This window comes from Caballeronia sp. ATUFL_F1_KS39 (assembly GCF_023630985.1).
GTDB classification, from domain to species: Bacteria; Pseudomonadota; Gammaproteobacteria; order Burkholderiales; family Burkholderiaceae; genus Caballeronia; species Caballeronia zhejiangensis.
The window spans coordinates 14,999-34,510 of sequence record NZ_JALQDZ010000058.1 but is presented as its reverse complement, the minus strand read 5'-3'; the positions used below and the strand labels follow the sequence as shown (position 1 = coordinate 34,510).

General features: G+C 61.1%; 12 protein-coding genes and 2 pseudogenes. 5 read left to right on the top strand and 9 right to left on the bottom strand.

Features of this window, described 5'->3' with window-relative positions; all coding sequences use genetic code 11:
• Window positions 1-31: 31 nt before the first annotated feature.
• Together NCR93_RS28900 and NCR93_RS28895 are read left to right on the top strand one after the other, a co-directional pair.
• Window positions 32-1,216 carry a hypothetical protein gene (locus NCR93_RS28900; RefSeq protein ID WP_250532338.1) on the top strand — a complete coding sequence of 395 codons (1,185 nt, stop codon included), beginning with the start codon at window positions 32-34 and terminating at the stop codon, window positions 1,214-1,216.
• A 26-nt stretch (window positions 1,217-1,242) separates the two neighbouring features.
• Window positions 1,243-1,875 (top strand): hypothetical protein, encoded by a 633-nt coding sequence (locus NCR93_RS28895; protein ID WP_250532337.1) that lies wholly within the window; start codon window positions 1,243-1,245, stop codon window positions 1,873-1,875.
• Between the two features lie 57 nt (window positions 1,876-1,932).
• On the opposite strand, the gene NCR93_RS28890 is transcribed toward NCR93_RS28895, so the two are convergent.
• The gene (locus NCR93_RS28890; protein WP_250532336.1) at window positions 1,933-3,708 is read right to left on the bottom strand and encodes a S8/S53 family peptidase; all 1,776 of its coding nucleotides are present in this window, start codon (window positions 3,706-3,708) and stop codon (window positions 1,933-1,935) included.
• 884 nt (window positions 3,709-4,592) lie between these two features.
• On the opposite strand from NCR93_RS28890, the gene NCR93_RS28885 reads away from it, so the two are divergent.
• On the top strand, window positions 4,593-6,446 hold the full coding sequence (locus tag NCR93_RS28885; protein WP_250532335.1) for a LodA/GoxA family CTQ-dependent oxidase: 1,854 nt from the start codon (window positions 4,593-4,595) through the stop codon (window positions 6,444-6,446).
• A gap of 7 nt (window positions 6,447-6,453) precedes the next feature.
• Window positions 6,454-7,536 (top strand): NAD(P)/FAD-dependent oxidoreductase, encoded by a 1,083-nt coding sequence (locus NCR93_RS28880; RefSeq protein ID WP_250532334.1) that lies wholly within the window; start codon window positions 6,454-6,456, stop codon window positions 7,534-7,536.
• A gap of 228 nt (window positions 7,537-7,764) precedes the next feature.
• On the opposite strand, the gene NCR93_RS28875 is transcribed toward NCR93_RS28880, so the two are convergent.
• From NCR93_RS28875 to NCR93_RS28845, 7 genes and pseudogenes are all read right to left on the bottom strand, one after another.
• Window positions 7,765-8,979, bottom strand: a complete 1,215-nt coding sequence (locus NCR93_RS28875; RefSeq protein ID WP_250532333.1) for an NAD(P)/FAD-dependent oxidoreductase — start codon at window positions 8,977-8,979, stop codon at window positions 7,765-7,767.
• Window positions 8,976-10,676 (bottom strand): ferritin-like domain-containing protein, encoded by a 1,701-nt coding sequence (locus NCR93_RS28870; protein ID WP_250532332.1) that lies wholly within the window; start codon window positions 10,674-10,676, stop codon window positions 8,976-8,978. The genes NCR93_RS28875 and NCR93_RS28870 overlap by 4 nt, the downstream gene beginning before the upstream one ends.
• Before the next feature lie 38 nt (window positions 10,677-10,714).
• Window positions 10,715-12,052 (bottom strand): radical SAM/SPASM domain-containing protein, encoded by a 1,338-nt coding sequence (locus tag NCR93_RS28865; RefSeq protein ID WP_250532331.1) that lies wholly within the window; start codon window positions 12,050-12,052, stop codon window positions 10,715-10,717.
• On the bottom strand, window positions 12,049-13,737 hold the full coding sequence (locus NCR93_RS28860; RefSeq protein WP_250532330.1) for a hypothetical protein: 1,689 nt from the start codon (window positions 13,735-13,737) through the stop codon (window positions 12,049-12,051). Before NCR93_RS28860 ends, NCR93_RS28865 begins: the two co-directional genes overlap by 4 nt.
• Before the next feature lie 99 nt (window positions 13,738-13,836).
• Complete coding sequence (locus NCR93_RS28855) at window positions 13,837-15,570, bottom strand: peroxidase family protein (protein ID WP_250532329.1); 1,734 nt, start codon at window positions 15,568-15,570, stop codon at window positions 13,837-13,839.
• An 82-nt stretch (window positions 15,571-15,652) separates the two neighbouring features.
• The gene (locus NCR93_RS28850) at window positions 15,653-16,615 is read right to left on the bottom strand and encodes a hypothetical protein (protein ID WP_250532328.1); all 963 of its coding nucleotides are present in this window, start codon (window positions 16,613-16,615) and stop codon (window positions 15,653-15,655) included.
• A gap of 1,074 nt (window positions 16,616-17,689) precedes the next feature.
• A pseudogene (locus tag NCR93_RS28845) lies at window positions 17,690-17,905 on the bottom strand (alpha/beta fold hydrolase); the annotation flags it as partial.
• A 130-nt stretch (window positions 17,906-18,035) separates the two neighbouring features.
• Here NCR93_RS28845 and NCR93_RS28840 point away from each other — a divergent pair.
• A pseudogene (locus NCR93_RS28840) lies at window positions 18,036-18,215 on the top strand (SDR family NAD(P)-dependent oxidoreductase); the annotation flags it as partial.
• 694 nt (window positions 18,216-18,909) lie between these two features.
• On the opposite strand, the gene NCR93_RS28830 reads toward NCR93_RS28840, so the two are convergent.
• Window positions 18,910-19,374: a hypothetical protein gene (locus tag NCR93_RS28830; RefSeq protein ID WP_250532327.1), complete on the bottom strand. Its 465-nt coding sequence runs from the start codon at window positions 19,372-19,374 to the stop codon at window positions 18,910-18,912.
• Window positions 19,375-19,512 lie beyond the last annotated feature (138 nt).

Genomic DNA, 19,512 nt, shown 5'->3' with positions numbered 1-19,512 from the left:
TTTCAGACAGTGGAGAAGTATGGAGGAAAACATGCCCGCAGAAAAGCGAAGGGTTTCTGGATATGATAAACCAGCTCGCATGCGCCCGGTGTCGATGTTCAAGTCAGGACCGACGAGGACCGCCGTCGAAATCCGTGGAATCGAAGTCGTCCAGTGCGTTCAGGACTTCGCGAATAGCGTGGATCTCATTGCCGGAAAGGCAACGATTGCGCGTCTGTACGTCGATCCTGTTTCAGTCGACCGGGCAGGGGAGATCACAGGCGAAATCGCTTGGAGTCGCGGCGGAGCCGAGACATATCTTCCCTCCATGAACACGGTCCGCATCGATCCAGGCAAACCGATCGAAATTGGCCGGCAACGCACAGATGTCAATGCAAGCTTGAATTTCCGGCTTCCATGCCAAGCCGTCGCGGCTGGGCCGTTGCGCCTACGCCTGAGCCGCCTATTTCAGCCCGGCGGCGGCAATCTGCCCATCGGCGCGCCGAAGCCAGTGGACGTGTCGTTCAGGACCGGTCCGCCGCTCCGCATTCGCGTCATCGGGCTGCGCTACAACAATGGCGAAGCAGCCATATCGCCCGCCGCCATCCATTTCGCGTTTCTGAAGTCGTTCTTGCTGCGAGCCTATCCGATCGCGTCAATAGAATGGTCGCAGATCGTGGTGGATGCCGATTTCAGGGCACCCCTCAATGAATCCACAGCCGACCTTGCTAATGCTCAGCTCGCCGCGCTGCGTAGCCGCGAGGTCAGCAGCGGCATTGATCCGCGAACGCATTATTTCGGCCTCGTCGACGACGACGGTTCGCGCAACTTCATGCGTGGCAAGGCGTTCACGATACCCGGCACACCTCAGCCCGATGTTGTGGCATCGGGACCTGCGGGCGTGCCCAAAGGCTTGGCTGGCGACCGCGACGCCTCCTATGCAGACTGGTATGGGGCTCATGAACTGGGACACACCTTCGGACGCTACCACCCAGGCTTCCCGCCCGGCCAGCAGGATGCAAGTGACGCGAACTTTCCCTATGAAAACGGCTGCATCAGCCCGCCGGACGGAATGTTTGCCGGACTCGACGTGGGCGATTCCGCGCTTAATCTAGCGATGGTAGCTCTTGGCGGAACCGAGCATCACGACGTCATGACCTATGCTGATGACCAGTGGCTATCGCCCTACACCTACAAAGCGATCCTCGATAGACTGATTGCGGAAGACGCCCTCTGAGAATGCCTCCTTCAGGACATGATGCCATGACTGCAATCAGGAAAGGAACGTTCGTTCATGTGGTGGCGATAATCAATACGAAAATGCGTGAAGGCAGGATTCTCTACGTCAATCCGTCAACTTCGACTGTCGCGAGCGATGCCCCCGCCAGCGACAGCGTGCAACTCGTAGTTCTAAATGACGATGGTCATGAGTTGTACCGCGAGGCTGTTGTCGTTCGCAGATCTTCCTGTTCTTGCGAGTCTCCGCAGGATGACGTAGGCCTCGTGCAGGCCGATTTGCCACGCCTGCCGGGGATGAAATCGGTTTTGCTAACAATTGACAACAAAGAAGCCGACCGTTATCACGCAGGCACGGCGCTCGTCCAGAATGCCGCAAACCTGGTGCTGTCCGGCGCAAGTCCCGAGGCCCCGCACAGGCGCACGATCACCCTGGCGCAAGCAGCGGAGCTGAAAGCGGAAAGCGGCGTCACATACTCGGTTCAGGTCAAAGCGGACAACGGCGCGTATTGGAATACGATCGCAGTGGGGCGTCCCGTACCCCAGGTCGACATTGACCGAAATCAATTCAGCGGAGCGAGAAAGGCAGATGTCAGGGTACTGCGAACGACGGGTTTCGATGAGGACGTGATCGCACAAGAAACGATTGACTTGTTCTGAGTGTGTCGGAAAATGCGCGAGGAGCGAGGCGATCCAACGGTCGCCTTTCCAGCGAAGCTATTTGCTTTTCGACGCCTTGCTGTCAAGAAAACGTCTCAGTTCGTTCGATATGTTCGCGTTCCGCAGGCGATTCAAGAAGTCGGCATCGCGGTCAAAAGGGGTTCCACGTGCTTCGAAATCGGATCCGTCGCCGGTGTAACGTGCTAGCTTCGGGTCTTGGAGCGATATCTGCAACGCTTCGAGTTCTCGCATTTCGTCCTCCGAGGTCAGGGGCGCATCGGGCTCGTCAAGGCCGAATAAGAGTCTCCAGAACGGAAAACTGACCTTGGCGGCCTCGTGTTTCGGGAAGGGTGGTCTGGGAGAGGTGTCCATCGCATCATTCGCCCGCAGAAGTCCACGGCCGAAGAACAGTTTCGTCGTCTTTGCGTCTGCCCTCGTCTTATCGGCGGACCGTAAAATCGCCTCCATGCTCGCATCGACCCGGTCCGGTCCCAACGCAAGATGATCTTGATTGGCATGTGCCTGGAGCCACAACGCGAATGCTGCCGCAACTTGGGGCGTCGCAGCAGACGTTCCCGCCCCGTCCAGATCGTACGTGCTGGTCGTTCCCCATCGCGCCCACGGAATATTCGGTGTGTAGGCAGCAACGGCTTTTCGCATGACCGATGGCGGACCGTAGTTGCCTTGCATGGTCTTGTCTGCTTTGGGCGGCGCGACGTACGGCATGTAGTCCGCCATCGCACCTGGCACCGTTACGACCCGGGCGAAACGGCTTGGATACACGACGAAGCGAGTCGGCAGGTTATTGAAGTTGTTGCCCGCAGCCGCGACGACCACGATTCCCTTCTCATACGCCTTATTGACTGCTGTGGCCCACTTGCGCGAAGGCAAGCCGCCCATGCTGATCGACACAACGTCACAGAATTGCTTCGAGCCAGCTTCAGGCAAATCGACAGCGTAGTCGATTCCCTGCGCCATTTCCTTCGTCCAAAAGTGAATCACTGAATCAGATATCCGGACGGGAACGATGCGCGCGTCCGGCGCGCCGCCGAGATCGCCCTCGAATCCGTCATGGTTTCCCGTTACTTCGACCTTGCCCCCTGCCAGAATGCCGAGCGTTCCGGTTCCGTGCGTCGGGTTTTTGAGCAAACCTGACGGTTCACCTGGATCGGTGGCATTGCCTGACCCGCGCGTCCGGGGATCGAAATAGTTTCGCTGAAGGCTTCTCTCCAATCCGCGTGGCGTGCTTTCGTGCCGCGGGTCATAGCCAGTGTCCAGTATCGTTATTCGCGGCGTACAGCCGCCCGGGCGGATAGCCCGCTTTCTCGCGGACGAAAGACCGGTGTGTTCGTCATCGAGGTGCCATGCAAAATGCTTGCCGTTAGGCCAAGGAGGCTCGAGCGGTCCCGCTCCCGCGGGTTCGCTCGCTGTTTTACTTTCGACGTTCGGTTCGACGTAGAAGTTGTCCGCCGTCAAAGCGCTATTCGGTGCCACCTCGGCGCCGCGGAGGATCCGGGCGGCGAAGTACGCATCGTCCCACGGATTCGTCTCGACGAGCGGAACGGATTTCGGGGTGGCAAGATGCCATTTACCGGTGTCGCCGTTACTGAGGATGTCCAGATCCGTGCCAGGCGACAGAACGGAGATGATGTAGAGATTGGACAGTGCGTCGAATCCGGCAGGCTTGCGGGTGATCGACCTGTCCTTTTGCGGCACGAATATCAGCAACTCGTGGCGCCGGATCACGTCTTGATCCGCGTTCGATATCTGTGGCCAGGCGGGCATCGGCGCGAAGATCGCGCAGGCCGCGATTGCAAGGGTTCGCCGACGCATCGTGCCTCCATGCTAAATGACGAGAAAGCGTCGCTTCGCGAAAGTCTGCACCGGGCGATGTGTTACGGGGCGAGATTCCGAGTTTGGTCGAACCGCCTCGTGCGGCCGTTTCTCTCTAAGAATTCCCGGACTGACGCGATGCCTACACCGAAATCATGCGGCATCCTTGGGATCCAGGGTTGCTTTGCTTCGAGGTCACCGGTTAAGTCGTCGACGTTTCCCGGCGGATCAAAATGATCGTATCTCATCTGGCCGTGTCCGCGTACGCGTTGTCCATCCGGGCCAGCGCTTGATCGGCATGCATCACCCATCGCTACATACGTCTCATAGTAGGGCATAGTCAGTCAAATCGACAGCATATTTCGGGAGCCGAAACATATCATTGCACTGATAGTGGCACGTGTCGACAACGCGCGCCAAATCATGGATATGGCGGATCCTGTCGTCCCTATACTGCGGCACCTCAGGTCATTTTCGATCGCAAAACTGACACCTTAGCGGTCAGCGACGCTTCGTCGGTTGGTAAGCGAGCGAAAAACCTGGCTCTCTTGACTTTCGTGATGTGAGACTCTAATTTCATTTGCAGTAGTCCTCTCCTGTTACTGAACAAAATTTCGACTGACGCAAAACAATGCTATGACGAAGTCGTTAAGGGGGATGCTGCTGCAATTCATCGCGCGCATTTCTCGCCGCTGTCGAGCCACCCATGCAGCTCGACTGTCGCGTCGACCTGATGACCTCGGGAACGCACTCGGGCCTCGTCCGTCGCGTATTCGTGCGACGCGACGGCTTTCGGGCCACGTCACAACGTCATGCGTCAGTCTGTCCGTCCGTGACAAGGTATCGATTCCAAGCGAATTTTCTTACGTGCAGGAGCTTGTCCCATGAAGATCGAGCGGGCAGCGATCCATCCATGTATCGGTATCGCGCGTGTCGGGAACAGTCGTGAGGCAGGCGCGGCCGGCTATTTCATTGGGCCCGAGACAGACGGCGGTCCGACGCTTCGCAGAGGCGATTACAAAGACGCCCACGGTGCCCTTCGCAGACAGGCTGCTCGATTCAGAATCTACGGTTACACCGCCGATGGCGAAGTCGTTGCGGAGTTGACGCCCGAGAACTCGCAAATCGAGTGGACGGTGCATCTCGCGAACAAGAAGGCCGCTTGGTATGAGTTCCATATCGCATTTGACAATCCGCTGGCATCAACCGTCACATCGAGGCGGCGCAATCCTCAGCTCGTGGGAGCCGCACGTGCAGCGCTCGTGATCGACCCTGGCCCCCGCTCCATCGAGGGCGTCAATAAGGAGGGGAAAGCATTCCATTTCGACAGCGGCCGATTCATGAACGCGCCCGTCGAACTGGGCGAGATCCGGACGGACGAACAGGGGCGATTGCTGGTGCTAGGCGGCTTCGGAAAGTCACACTCGGTAGCCGGCATGCCACCGCTTGACTTTGCTAACAACAACGGTTGGTGCGACGACATCTCGGACGGTCCGGTGGACGCCCGAGTCGTGATTGATGGCAAGCCGATCCGGGTCGATGGCGCCTGGGTCGTAGTTGCGCCGCCCAATTACGCACCAGGACTGCGCACGGTGCGCACACTTTATGACTTGATGTACGACCTTGGATCGCGTCCGTCCTGGAAGTGGTTTGGGCCGGACGATCAAGTCTACTTCTCGGAGCATATCCAGCCGATCTTCGAGCGCCTGTCGCGGCTGCAATGGGTCAATAACGGATTTGCCTCGGTCTTTGGTGCTGGTGCACCGTACGACGCTGCCGCGCTGATGACGAGACTTGCGGACAATTCAGCCCAGAACGCCGAGTACAGGCAACAAATCTTTTCGCGTTTTCGCCCGCCGGACGTCAGCCGAGCGGATGCTTCCTTGTGGCCTTATTTCTATGGTGATGGAGTCGACGCTCCCGACGACAAGTCGAGCCTGTCCACGATATCTGCTGTGCAGTATCAGCGCCTTAAGGCGTGGAGCGTCGGAGCATTCAAGAGTGATCTGCAGGGTGTCGCCGGCAAGCCTGTGGCTTTTGACGCACTCCCGCTCGCCGAACAACCATCCAAATTGGACCGCGCCGCACTGGACGATTGCCTTGCCGACGCGTTCCATCCCGGCTGCGAGCTTACGTGGATCGTCAGGGCTCGTTCCCTCTATAGCGGTCCTTTAAGATTTAGACGGCGTCCCGCCGAATTGCCGGAACAGGACTACGGCGATGTTCTTGCGAAGGACGTGGCGCTTGGCGTGAGCGGACCGCTCAACATGTCAGCGGCAGGTGATCTAACGCGCTGGATGGCATTGCCGTGGCAGACAGATACAGCCAGTTGCCTTTCAGGATACGCGAATTTCAAGACGACCGACAGCCTCCCCACCTTCTGGCCCGCGCGGGTTCCCAATCAGGTCCTTTCCGATGAAGACTATAAAGTCCTGATGGATCGCACGAAGCCGCGCGAAGAACGACGCAGGGCGTTTTTCAGGCGCAAAAACTGGTTTAGGAATTTTTCCGACACTGATCCGATTGCCGCGATGGTCGAACAGTTCTATCGGCTTGGCATCATCGAAGAATGCGCGGGTCCTAATGATTTGCCGGGCATTCCTCCAATGGTCTGGGTGGAGTCGTGCCCCGGAGCGCTCGCACCGATGCTCCCTCCGACGCATAAAAGCGCAGAGGGCTTGCCGAATGGGTATCTTTTGCGCCGACTTGGATCGACCAGCACAACGCCTGACGAGTGAACGACCCATGCAGCAGCATCCGGATGTCATTGTCATCGGCGCAGGTCTGGCGGGCACGTGTGCTGCGATAGCGCTGGAGCGCAAGGGTCTTCGTACGATGCTGATTGAGCGTTGCGCGCAGCCGTGGCGAAAGCCGGGGGAGACGCTCGCTCCCGAATCAACATACGCCCTGGACACGATTGGCCTGGCATCTATTCTCGATGGCGGCGCGCATTTGCCATCGCACGGCACAGCTTCGGCGTGGGGCGCATCGACACTCGTCAGTTCGGAATTCATCTCCCGTCTTAACGGATCCGGGTGGCAATTGAACCGGGCACAGTTTGAGGCTTCGCTGGTCGACGCGGCCCGTCTTGCCGGAGTCCGCGTAGTGACCGGGCTGAACGTGCGCGATCTTCACCGGCAGCACGAAGCGTGGAATTTGGAAACAAACGAGAGGGTGTTGCGCACAGCGTATCTTATTGATGCGAGTGGCAGTGCGCGTGTCGCGGCGAGTCGCCTGGGTGTTCGTCGTTTTTCAGTTGATCGCCTGGTGTCAGTCTATGTCCGCCTCTCGGGTGCGTCCTCTGCCGATCGAGACGGTCACACGCTCGTCGAATCGACAGCCGACGGCTGGTGGTACACGGCAATCACGCCCTGCGACGAGCGCGTCGTGTCTTTCCAGACGGACGCGGACTTGCTGAGCAAGCGTTCCTGGCAGAACGCTGGTTGGCTCGCCGAGAAAATTGGGATGACGAAGCACGTTTTTGAATTAATACGTTGTAAGGGCTATGTCCTCACGGCAGTTCCGCTACTCGTCTCGGCGAGGTCATCGCGGCTCGAGCATTTTTTTGGTGCGGGCTGGATAGCCGCTGGCGACGCTGCACTGTCGTTCGATCCGCTGTGCGGACGTGGCATGTTAATGGCGATCCGAACAGGCATAGCGGCCGCTGACGCCGTCGCCACAAATACTTCGCAGGCGATCGTCAATTACGGCGCGGGTCTAGATCTGGCATGGAGCCGTTATCTCGAAGCACGGTCTGCTCATTACCGTGATGAGGCACGATGGCCAACTCAGCTGTTTTGGAGAAGGCGTCATATGTGGCCCGACTAGGGGTAATCCAATGGAAGGAACTTTTCATTGAAAACGAGGCGGAGGTTTGATAGACATTGCGATATAACCGATCTAGCTCTCGTGAACATAGCGGGCGCGTCAATCTCGAGTACTTGGAGTGGCAGAAAGTCGAACTCATCATCGCCCATGGTCTGCGTCTGCAATGTAGGTTGCGGACGCGATCGTCGCTCTTAAAAGCGACGAAGATAGGAGTGCTCGCTTTAGCGCTTACGCTCTATCTGACGACACGGGCGTTCCCGGTTCCAACGGACGGCGCTGTCGCCGGGCTTCTATCGAGCTTGTGAAAGTTAGATCGGAGCGCTCATGCCGACGTGGTGCCTCATCGGCGGCACGTAACGGCATGCCCCGCACTGCTGCCTGCAGCGCGCCGAGCTCCGCCTGATAGTAACGCCATAACCCGGTGTTGCACCACTGTTCCCGCGCCATGCGCAAAAGCGCCGCAGCATGTGACTCACAGGCGAGGCGCGAGCGCTCGGCAAGGGCCTGGCGGTCATGGTCGTTCGCGACGTGCGCAGCGTAGCGCGCATCCGCCAGACTGCATGCCAGGCCCTGCGAAGACAGCGCATCGCGCGCGAACGCCGCGTCACCGATCGCAACGGTGTTGTCGAACTCGGCCCATTGCAGCGACGCCGGTCGCGAACCAATGCTGCGCCAGGCGCGCGCGGCGAGATCCACGACGGCCCAGCGCGCCGTGCTGTCCAGCAGACGCAAGCACACGTCGCGCCCGCTTCCCGCGAGCATGGATCCGCGCCCGACAACGCCCACGGTTGTCGAGCGGGCTCCGGCCGCCCGATATAGATATCCGTTTGGCAGCGCCGCCACCATGAGCGGAGCGACGCCACGCCGCGGGTCACACTCTACCGCGAACGTACGCGCGATCCATGGCCGCCGAGGACGATGAACACGCGTTGCGGTGAGCGCGCGTCGGCCCGAGGCATCGATGATGTAAGTGCCGCTTCCCGCACGCGTCGGACCCGCCTGTGACCAGGACGCGAGCGCATCGTGCGGCACGAAGTCGATACGCCGGTGGCGCTCGGCGAGCGCGAGCAGAGCGTGTTCGAGCGCGGGTCGTTCGAGATGAGCCGCCGGGTAGGTGTCCATGATCTCCGGCTCCGGTGAGCGCCAGGCAATGGCTCGCGTGTGCACGAACTCGCGCACGCCCAGATCATGTGGATGAATGCCCAGCGCGACAAGTTCCGCGATAGTCCGCGTTGGAACTGCTTCGATCCAGGCAGCGTCGGTTTGCGAAGACGCCTTTTCTGGCCTGACCACGAATACCCGTCCGTGCCGGGCACGCCATAGTGCGCAAGCAAGCGCGGCGGGGCCCGCGCCGATGACCACGAAATCGGCCGTGTGGGCCGACGGAGCGCACGAGGGCATCGGGCCGCGCGGCACGGCATGATCGGACGAAGCGCTGTTCAAGGTGCGTCCAGAGGCGCGAAGCGCTTGTCGCCGATGACGTCGAAGGCGACGAGGAAGCCTGCGTCCGCGACCGCCTGCATGGCAGGCTGCAAGCCGCCGGTCTGAGCGATCATCGTCATGCGCGCCTGGTTGATGTCGACCGCGCCGCCCGGCAGCCCAAGCGTGTAGCCGTTGTAAAGGTGGGTGAGTGTCTGCACGTAGAGCGTCTGCAGCGTCGCGTGAGCGGCGTTGTGCGCAGGCGGCGCGGCGAGGTCCGTCCGGATCAGATAGTCGGCGATCGGGTGGCGTCCCAGCCATTCCTGAATGAATTCGAAAGTCTCGAAGTGATCTTCGCCCTCGGCGATGACCGCGGCGATTGTCTGCTGCTCGTCGTGCGTACCGTTCGCTTCCAGGGTCTTGAGGATGCGCGCATAGAGACCATCGACCGACTGCGAAGGCGCTTCGAGCGCAAGAAAGGACACGATCGCCTCGGGTGTGGCCGCGCGTGCCGTCCAGGGTCGGCCACCTTGGCCGGGCAGCACGCGCGCGACCTGCAACGCCGGATCGAAGGCGATCTGCGCTCGCCGCGACATGGAAGCGAGCACGTCGTTGACCGCACGCAGGTGCTGCATCTCGCCGATCGCGATGCGCATCAATTCGGCATGAGCCGCCTCCACATCGCCAGCCAGTGTGCCGCCGGCGGCCGGTTTGACCAGTGAAAACGCCGCCGTGAGGTAGATCTGCATCGCCGCCAGTTCGACGCCGGCTGCGTAGCGCAAGTGAGCCGTCAGTTCCTGCAGGCTGTCGAACGCCTTTTCCTGACGTTCTTGTGCGACATAGGGGCCGGTGTGCTCGCGCCCTTCGAGCACAAAGTTCAGTTCCTGCCAGCGCGAGTTGATCTCGTAGTGGTCCAGTTCCGTGCCCCGCAGGTCGGCGGTGGCCGGCGCCGGCAGCGTGTCGGCAGCGCGGGCGGCACGCTCCCAGGGCACTTCGGCATTCCATTCGGGAGCGGCGGGGCTTGCCGCAGGCTCCGGCGGCTGCGCAATATCGGGATGATTTGAGGCCCAGTAAAAACACGCGCAGTCGCGGAAGTCGTGCGTCCACGGGCTGCACAGCGATTGCGTCAGTTCGCCGGGAAGGAACATGGCGGCGAGCGCGCCTTTGTCGTCGAGGTAACGCTGGCGAAGGCCAGAAAGCGCTTGCGACCGCGAACCGCGCCGGAAAGTAAGCGTGACCGGCGTCTCTTCCCTGAGCAGACGAACCGCGGTCCAGACATCAGGCGGATCGTCTCTGCCCTCTCTGGGACCGAGCGAAGCAAGGTCCAGCGTGCGCACACCCAGCCGACCCAGGTCGCCCTTCAGCGTTGTGATGCGCCAGCGGCGGCCCTGCGCGAGATCGGCCGCGATCATGTCATAGATGCGCGCACGCGCGGCCTCGAGTGCGCCGGTGTCTTCCGCGTTGGCCACACCGTCCCTGTCCACCGAAATCACGTCGATCGCATTGTCGAACAGATCGACTTCCAGAAACGGAAAAAAACGCCGCTCCAGATTACGCAGGTCGCACTCAAGGCCCGGAAAGCAGTTGCCGACACCGGACTCGAGCAGGGTCGAGACAGGATTGCCCGTGACAGGGCTTGCGAGCACCGAGGTCGAAGTCGCGTTGGCGTCGCGGCGCAGTGCCGCGACGTTGCGCGGCAGGAGTTTGACAGGGCGGTTCACGGAATCCCCTTCGGAATTGGACTATAAACGGAATGCGGCTAGCGGCCGTTGAACCATCCCGGACGGCTCGTGCTCAGTTCGCAGTAAGCTGCAAGGCAGAACTCGAGCCAGCCGCGAATGAAATCGCATGAAGCCTCGGTGCGTTGCGCGGCTTCCTGATGACAGCCGCCCGCGCAGAGATAGCGCGCCCAGCACGTTGCGCACTCAGTCTGGGCATGGACATGGCGGGCCTGCAGGAAGCGCTTGCGGCGCTCGCGATCGAGACCGGTAGAATCTCCCGCCTTGAAGCCCGCATCGCCGATCGCGCGATGGCACGTGTACCAATCGCCGTTCGCGGCGACCGAGAAATAGCCGCCGCCGGCGCCGCACGGGTAAGGCGAACTCGCGCCGCGATGCAGTTGCTTCAGCGCGACCGCCAGATTGGTGAGACGTAGCGCACCACCGTTCGTGACGCGCGTCAGTTCAGTGCGCGCTACCGCCGCCAGCGACCGGGAATAGACCGGCCAATCCTCGGCCTGTAGCACACCGGATCCTTCGGGGCCGCGCCGCAGCGGCGCGAATCCGGCCTCTTCAAAGCCGAGCGCCAGAATGGCATCGAACGAGTGCGCGATGTCGAGTTGCATGCGCGTGGCGGTGGCGCGCGCGGCGATACGCGCCTGGCCAGGTCGATCGAGAAGCGGGGCGATGGTCTCGCGCAGCCGTGCATGGCTGCCCGTGCCGTCGCCGGAGTTTCGGAAGAACGGCCGTAGCCGTTCATGCGTCGCCGCGCCGCCATCGACACTGATCGTGACTGCAAAGGGATGGCTGCGAAGCAACTGCCGGTCGGCTTCGTTGAGCAGCGTGCCGTTCGTCGTGACGGAGAAGCGCACATCGAGCCCCGAGCGCCTGCCCGCTTCCGCCGCATATGTGACTGCCTGGTGCACGAGATTGCGATTGACGAATGGTTCGCCGCCCAGGAAGCCGACCGTCACCGGCGCACTAGCATCGGCCATGGCCAGCAGGCGATCGATCGCCGCGCGTGCTGTTTCCCAGCGCATCGGCTTGGGTTGGGCTCCGTCGAACTCGCCGCGCCCGGCATAGCAATAGCTGCACGACAGATTGCAGCTCGAGCTAACGTTGAGCGAGATGCTCTGCGGCGCCGGCGCGACCACCTGCGACAATGCGTCCGCCACGGGCTCGTCGAGGAGAAACGTCTCCGCGAGTGCGCTCACAAGGTGCTCGACGTCATCACCGTGTTCGCCGTCGCCGCTGGAGTCCGTGAGGTCATAGATGCGCGACCCCGGCACGAATAGGACGTGCGTGCCGATGCGCGACGTGAAGCGCCTCACGAGCGGCGCCTGTTGCGGCGCGGGCAGGACCGTCAGCCGTTCCATCATTGCCCCCTGTTGCGCGTGCGCGCAAGCACCTGGTTACGCCGCCGCTGCGCACGGTCGGATAAGGGTTTCGCGGCCGGATGCAGCGCCAGTGCCAACGGTTCGGCCGCCGCGGTTTCCTGCACCGTACCCGCGCCTACCGCAATCTTGCCTGCCCATTCCATCAACAGGTCGTACTGCCATGTCGACAGGCTGAGCGGATAGGCGTTGGAGTGGCGCATGAACGGCGGCATTGCCATTGTGGTCAGGTTCGTGTTCTCGTTCCGCCGGACCTCGAACGGACCGCGAATCAGGGCGCGCAGACGTCCCACGCCCGCGCCCTTGTCTTTACTCTCGTTCCCCTGGATGAGCCCGATGAGGGCCTGCAGATTCGCCAGATTCAGATGGCGCATGCGTGCATGCCGGGTCATCGGCAATGGGTCGTCGTTGCTTGGCGCGGGGAGCGCGAACATGCGATTGCGCAGCGCGTCCTCGGCCCCGGCAGCACGCTTCGGGTCGGGAGTCTTGTCATCGGGGATGCCTTCCGCGAGTTGCTCGCCGTCAAGCGTGGCGGCGCGTGCGAAGCGCCAGCCGTCGACGTTGAGCAACGAAACAGTTTCGTAGATTCGTTCGAACAGGTCCTCCACCCAAGCATCGCGTTCCGGCGTGGTCATCGCGGCGGAGCGCGCAGCGGCATCGCCCGCGCGATCGTTTATCTCATCGGCCAGTGAAAGGAATGGTCGCCGGTCCGGCGCAAAATCCGGCGGCGCGACGAAGACGGAAGCCGCTGCCGTGGCCGCGCGACCGCTGCTAGGCAGCGCAAGCCGGACTTCAATTCGAACCTCGCACGTGTCGTCGACGATCCCGAGCGATTGATTGAGATCGACACTCGCGCCATCGTAGGTGTCCGCTGGCTGGTCGGGTGCGGTGGACTGCGCGTTCGCGCCGGCCCACCCCGCGGCGGGATCGAGAAAGGCACGGGTCGCATCGACGGGTGCGAAGCTGCTGCCCAAGCGCGTGGTGGGGCGAGGCCATGCGGTCTCGGGCGGGCCATAGAAATGACCTCGCGCCGGAGTGAAACGAAGACGCATCACCGACACATCGACTATCTCCGCCCAGTCCGTGGTGCCCGCCGTCGGCTGACTACGGGGGCGCAGCACCTGCACCGAGCCGAGCGGAATCGTGCGACCGGCCGGGATCATGGCGGGATTCGCGTCCGGAGGACTGGTGGCCAGCAGCGGCTTCGCGATGTGATCGGCGGCGGTGATCTCCACAGGCGGAAAAGTGCCGAAGCGCAACGCCGGATTGCCGGTGCGCCGCGCGGCTTTGGCATTCATTGCCGTCACCCGGAACCTAACGTCGCGCGGCCGGATGCGCTCGGCTTGCAGCCGCGCCGGCGTGAGCGGGACTTCTCGCCAGGTCGCGGGCGCGCTGCCCGGTTCGCCGACGAGCGCCCACACTTCGATGAAGGGGGCCACCGGACGGATCATGGCGCCGTCCCTGAAGCTCAGCGTGGCCGGCTTGGTCGGCGTGACGGTGGCGTCGGCTTCCACGGTCAGCGACCAGTCTGGCGACACCACGGTTTCACCGCCCGAGCGGGGATCAGGCGGCGTGATCCAGCGAAACGAATCCTGCGGCACGCTGCCGCCGCCCAGCCGGGCAACGGCGAAGGGCGGATTCATGATCAGATCTTGAATGACTTCAGCCATGTTCATCCTTTGCGCAGGGGCGCCCGTGGGCCCGGTTCCGCCGTTCATGCAGCCGTGAGGACAGCCGCCTGATCGACGATCACCGGGCCGTCGCTCAACTCAACTCAACGCGAACTCGGCGAGCGTGGCGAGCGTGAAGTCTCTGCCGTTCGACAACTCGTGAAGCGGCTTGAATGGCCGATGCGCGTGCAGGATCGAGTTCTTGTCCTGCCAGAGCAGGCCGATGAGCGTTTCGGCGACGATGCGGCTTCCGACCGGCCCCAGATGCTGACCGCCGAATGCGATCGCCTCGTCCTTGGGCACGCGCTCCACGCCGAAGTATTCGGCTTCCCGAAGGATGTAGTACCAGAGCGGCGTATTGCCGGCGAACGCCTTATGCCGTTCGACCCACTGCTCCTTGATCTTGCGGCGTCGCTCGCGGGTCTCGTCGAGTTCTTTCTTGAACTCTGGGTCGAGGCTCTCTTGGTCGAGCCGACAGGAGCCCGCATCCCACAACACATCGTCGCCCAGGGGCTCGATGTCGAGCGCCGCCGCCGCACGCTGGCCGGACGGCAGACCGAGGTTCTGACCGCGCAGTAGATTGCGAAATGCAAGATGCCCGATCAGCGAATCCTTCTTGCCGGCATCGGTGTCCTTGAAAAACTCTGGCAGGTCGGCGAGCGGATTCACCAGCAGCGCGTCGATTCGATACGAGTGCTGCGGCAATTGACGCTGGCCCTTCAGTCTGGAATCGATGGAGGTGGGCTGGGCCGGACCGTCGAGAAAAAAAGACCAGTCGATGCCCCAGGGCGAGACCACGGGCCCCGGGAAGCCGTTGAGATCCTGAAAGTTCCCGTCCGCGACCGGGAGGCCCTTGACCGGACGCGCAAACGTGGGAATGCGTCCCTTGGTCGGATCGCCCAGGTCACCGGATCGCACGGGAGTAAGCGCCTTTTGATTCAACGAATAGCTGGGCCTGACCTGCGAATGGCCGAAGCGGAACGCCGCCCCGGAAAATTCGATGGGCATGTACGCGAAAGTCGCCTCGGCATGCAGGTAATGCCGGAGCAGAGGCGTTCCTCCCGGGTTCAGAATCTCCTTCACGGTCCCGGGTTGTGTGATGCGCTCGAGGTAGTCGTGCAGCACGACCCATTGATAATGCCAGCGCACGAGATTCGCAGCCGCGCGAAAACGGGTGTCGGGGCGCGCGGCATCAAAGCCGAAGTGTTTGAGCAGGGCGGTGTCTCCAACCACCTTGTTATGGAACGCGATGAACATTCCATGAATCTGGGAGACGATCTTGTTCTCGTCGTTGCGCTTGTCGCCAAGTAACGGCGTGTTGTCGTCCAGGCGAAACAGGTCGTTCCTAGTGCCCACTGAGGCGTCGCCGTTCTCGACTTCCTTGCCCACGCGAAGCCGGACCGTGCCCGGCTCATACAGATAAGGTTGATCGTCAGGACCTCGGCCATAGACGCTGTCGAGATCCAGTGCCGGCGAGCGGAAATCGGTCAGCGCCATTGCATCCCGTTCCGCCGTCGCGAAAGGCGTCGGATCGAACGTGATGTCATGGTCGACGAACTGGCCGAAGTATGTATAGCCGGCGGGAAGCGCCGGGTTCTCGTCCACGACCTCGCGCTCAGTGATGGGCGTATCCTTGTCTTCGCTCTTGATCATGGCCAGTGCCAGGTCGTGCATTGCCGCTTCCGGCACGCGGCGGGCAGGATTGCTCGGCAGCATGTTCCCGAAACGACCGTACGCGACCCCGGGTAAGGCGCCCGCAACGAGACCCCGGTTGCTGTTGCCATGCGATGAAGGAAAGTGCGCGTCAAGCGCCTTGTCGGAAGTGTTGGTCATGAGATCTCCTTGCGTTCAGGCCGCAGCCTGATTTGGAGAACACGAGCCGTCCGGACGACATGCTCGAGACGGCTCCGCGGCTTCACACGAGTTCAGCGGCTTTTGCGTGCGGTTTTGCAATCGGACCTTCGGCGCCGTGCACCGCGTTCGAATAGAGCAACTGCACCGGCAGGAGAACCTTGCGCGGACGATCGCTGATCTCCTTGAAGACTTGATTCAATTTCGAGCCCGCCTGAAAGATCGGCTGATCGCCGACTTCCCGGCCGCGTCTGGAGGACCAGCCAAGAAAATCGTTATCGTTTTTTTCGATTGCGTCGTTGACATCGGCATCGGTCCGGAACTCGTTGATCTCGTGATACAGCGTCGCGACCACGCTTTTCCATGACTGGTCAAACGCGACGATGCCGTTCTCCTGACCGTCAGGCAGTCTTTCAGAGAAGGCGTTGGCCGAGAAGTACAGCGTGCGCTCGTGGCCGTCGCGGCTGACATGAAGCGAACTGTGATAGCCGCCCAGTCCCTCGAGCGAACTCATGTCTTCGAACGCCAGCACCGTTCCGGCGGGCAACAGCAGATTAAACAGACAGCTGTCGAGATCGCGATCGGCGATGTGTTTCGCCTCGAGCAGCGCGATAACCTCGTCATGGATCTGCTTGTCAGTCAGTCTGGCGGGTTTGCTCTGGCTGAGAAAAATGGATGGACGCATCTCGCAAGCTAGTTTGGCTCCGGGAAAATACTGCTGCATCACGTTGTTCATCTGCTTGTGCTCCATTGCATGCTGGATCGTGTCGTCGATGAACTGGACATCGCTCTGCGTCCACGAACCGGTGCCGCCCAGATAGATGTTCTGAAACTCCATGTGCGGCACGACCTTGCCGCCATGAAAAATTAGATCCTCCATCGGCGCCGGCGCAATATCGGGCGCGATGGCACGTGGCATCGGCCAGTCGAGTCCGGGCAGTCCGGATTTCGCGAAATACGCCTGCTCTACCTTTGAGCCTGCTCTCGCCTGAATCCGCATCGGTACCTGCTTTTGATAAGCGGACATCTTCACACTCCTGATCAGTTGGCACGGTCAGAGGCGCAGAATTGTCAGAAAGCGGCGGATTCGAGCGACAAGCCGATACTCGACTCTGCTCGAGCCCGCAACAGTCCAGATCCATGACTGGTCGGCAGGCAAGACCCAGGACGAACCGGTAATATCTAATTAGAAGGCCAGGGAAGCGCGTTAAATGGATCGCCAAAGCGCTGTGGTCGTGTCGTCGGCGCGACAGTGAAACATCGATCCTCCAACGCGATTATTGTTAGTAGTTCAACCGGGATTCGGTTTGACGTCGTCGCGATCCGAAGGACCTATTTGATATGAAAGTGTTGTAAGCGATGACGGTCATTCCGGCAACCGATTAATTTTGCGGAGCAGGTGGGCATACGCACAGACTTTCGATTTTCTTGACATGCAAGCAGAATGATCTACTTTGTCTTACTAATGGCTTCGTGGCAATGAGGGCTCGACGAGTCAATCAACTCGCCGCCGGCGTCACCGATATGCGCGCTGGATTCAACAATCCCGCCGGCCTCGATCTTGGCAGAGACCCAGCGACATCTGGACGTCTTTGGCTCGAAACAACGAATATGCAAAAACTCTGATGGTGCCCGATGGTTCCAGACAGATTTTCGACACACCCGCTAAGTTGCAAGGGTTACTTTCCTTGTCCCTCCAGATGGACGAACTCCTTCGCCGCGTTGCTGCCGAACAAGGCGTGATTGCTATATCGCTGGAAGACTGCCGCAATGCAATTCGGTACCTGAACCAGTAGCGCTTTTAGGGACCTCCAAAGAGGGGGCAGCTATTAGGAGCCAACGCCTCGGGTTTCCCGCAACGCTCGGAGTAAGGTGAGTGGCCTATCCGAAGCCGACGCTCGCAATCGTCCGCTTCTGGCCGTGCTCGGAAGTCCGCGCTGTGTCGACTGTTCTAAAGCTTTTGCGCCGTCCACCACGCACTGTCGTGCTCGGGCAGTCCTGCTCCAGCTCAGTTGATGTCGGAAGTCCACGGCCGGAATCGATCGTGGACAACGCCTCTTGGATAGCTGTTTTGCAAAGTTCCGCTCACTGCGATGAACCAGTTGTCCGCGAGCGCCTTACGGAAGCCATCGAATACCTCGATCGGCAAACTCTCGGGGTTGGCGTCCGTCTTGACCATCAGCGGCGGCACGGCACTCACGAGTACGGCTTCGGCCGCGCGGCCTGCAGGTTGGCCGTGCTTCGCCACATAGCGAGCGACTTCGCCGCCCCCGGTCGAATGACCGATGTGCACCGCGTTGCGCAAATCGAGCTTGTCTTTCGTTGTCACGTACGGCATGGTCATTTCCTTTTGCGTTGTTGTTAGCAATGGCCGGCCATCTTGTTCCGGCGTCCGTCTTCCGTACCGCTCGCCGGTTTGGCTTTCTGAGCAGCGTGAGGCGACGGGAGAAGATTACGGGCGCAAGCTCGACGTCCTGTTTGCCAATGCGGGCGGCCGCTCGATGGTGCCGCTCGGCGATATCACCAAAGCGCACTACCACGACACCCTTGACCGCAACGTGAAGGGCACGCTCTTCACGGTCCAGAAGGCACTGCCGCTGCTGTCGCAGGGCGCGTTGGAGATCCTGGGGGCTCCACAGTGACTCCACGCTGCCGTTCTCGTGACCCAGGCCCCGATTGTTGCGCGTGCCCTCCATGCCGTAATGGTCGAGCAGCGCTGAGTAACGTTTCGTGAAGTCCTCCTGCTCTGTCAGATTCTTGAAGGCAGCCGACAGGCTGTCACAGCTATGTTCGGATGTTCGCGCGGGCAGCCTGCCGGCCTGCCACAGCGCGTTCTGCAATCCCCGCGGGTGCCAATCGAATCTTTCGCGGTCGACGTGCTGCGGGAATATCACAAGGCGCGCAGCCGCATTCAGGCATTCAGGCCCCGACGCAATGGCTCTTCATAGCCACTGCGGGCGGCAAGCCGATGCTGCCGGATACGATGCTCAAATGCTCAAATGTGTCCGCGTAGCGCTAGGCCGCGCTGACTTGTCGGCGGCCGACGAGAGCCCGCGCTTGCCCAGAAACACGTTTGGGCGTCGGCAGATCCTCGTCGGCAAGACCAACGAGCAAGTGAGCAATCTCATGGGCTTGTCGAGCCATCGCACGGCGACTCGCCTTCGTCAAACACTTGGGCCGTGCGAGGCGTCCGAAGCACGGGCTTAGTAGCTTGCGGCCGGCGTCGGCCACAACCGGTGATCGGGCGTTATAACGCGCTTGTCCCTGTCACCTGGTCCGTGCAGGATCAATACGTTGATTCCGTCGTCGCAAGTCATCGCGTCATCGCTTGCCCTTGCCAGATGCTTTGTCCCGGTCTTCCTGCAAGCGCAAACGACCGGCAGACTCCGCGCGTCGAGCCGGCGCACGCGTCACGCTGGAACCACCCTTGAGCCACCTTTCGACGGCTATATAGCTGTGTGAGAACTCGACCATTTTCTCGACCGCGTTCTCTGTCTGGATTTGTTGCACGATTTCGAGAGGGATTTCACCACAGGCGATTAACACGCCCTTTCCGCTGATCGCCTTCTCTATCGTCACCCCATGAAAGGAAAGACGTACACGAAACGACGGCTGCTCATCTGCTTCTGGCGAATACGCAACGTCAAGTGTTGAGTCCGCAAAATCGGTCCACAATTCGGCGAGTTCAGGGCACCCACTGCCAGTCAGCTCCGCGGCACGGTCGAAGCCATCATTCACCTTGATTATGGACCGGCTGTCGGCGTCAATCAGGTAACACAGAAACATGTCGCCTCCGCAGTTTGACGTCCATCGTCCATGTCCGAATCGCAGCTTTGAGCTCGCGATTACGGTCGAATGGCTTGCCATCCCACCCGGGGACGCGAGCCACGGTCTGCGGAAGCGCGCTACGCCGCGCCGTTTTGC

Excerpts from the sequence above, each read along its gene's own strand:
- NCR93_RS28900 (WP_250532338.1), top strand. The coding sequence starts at position 32 with ATGCCCGCAGAAAAGCGAAGGGTTTCTGGATATGATAAACCAGCTCGC.
- NCR93_RS28895 (WP_250532337.1), top strand. The coding sequence starts at position 1,243 with ATGACTGCAATCAGGAAAGGAACGTTCGTTCATGTGGTGGCGATAATC.
- NCR93_RS28890 (WP_250532336.1), bottom strand. The coding sequence starts at position 3,708 with ATGCGTCGGCGAACCCTTGCAATCGCGGCCTGCGCGATCTTCGCGCCG.
- NCR93_RS28885 (WP_250532335.1), top strand. The coding sequence starts at position 4,593 with ATGAAGATCGAGCGGGCAGCGATCCATCCATGTATCGGTATCGCGCGT.
- NCR93_RS28880 (WP_250532334.1), top strand. The coding sequence starts at position 6,454 with ATGCAGCAGCATCCGGATGTCATTGTCATCGGCGCAGGTCTGGCGGGC.
- NCR93_RS28865 (WP_250532331.1), bottom strand. The coding sequence starts at position 12,052 with ATGATGGAACGGCTGACGGTCCTGCCCGCGCCGCAACAGGCGCCGCTC.
- NCR93_RS28860 (WP_250532330.1), bottom strand. The coding sequence starts at position 13,737 with ATGGCTGAAGTCATTCAAGATCTGATCATGAATCCGCCCTTCGCCGTT.
- NCR93_RS28855 (WP_250532329.1), bottom strand. The coding sequence starts at position 15,570 with ATGACCAACACTTCCGACAAGGCGCTTGACGCGCACTTTCCTTCATCG.
- NCR93_RS28850 (WP_250532328.1), bottom strand. The coding sequence starts at position 16,615 with ATGTCCGCTTATCAAAAGCAGGTACCGATGCGGATTCAGGCGAGAGCA.
- NCR93_RS28830 (WP_250532327.1), bottom strand. The coding sequence starts at position 19,374 with ATGTTTCTGTGTTACCTGATTGACGCCGACAGCCGGTCCATAATCAAG.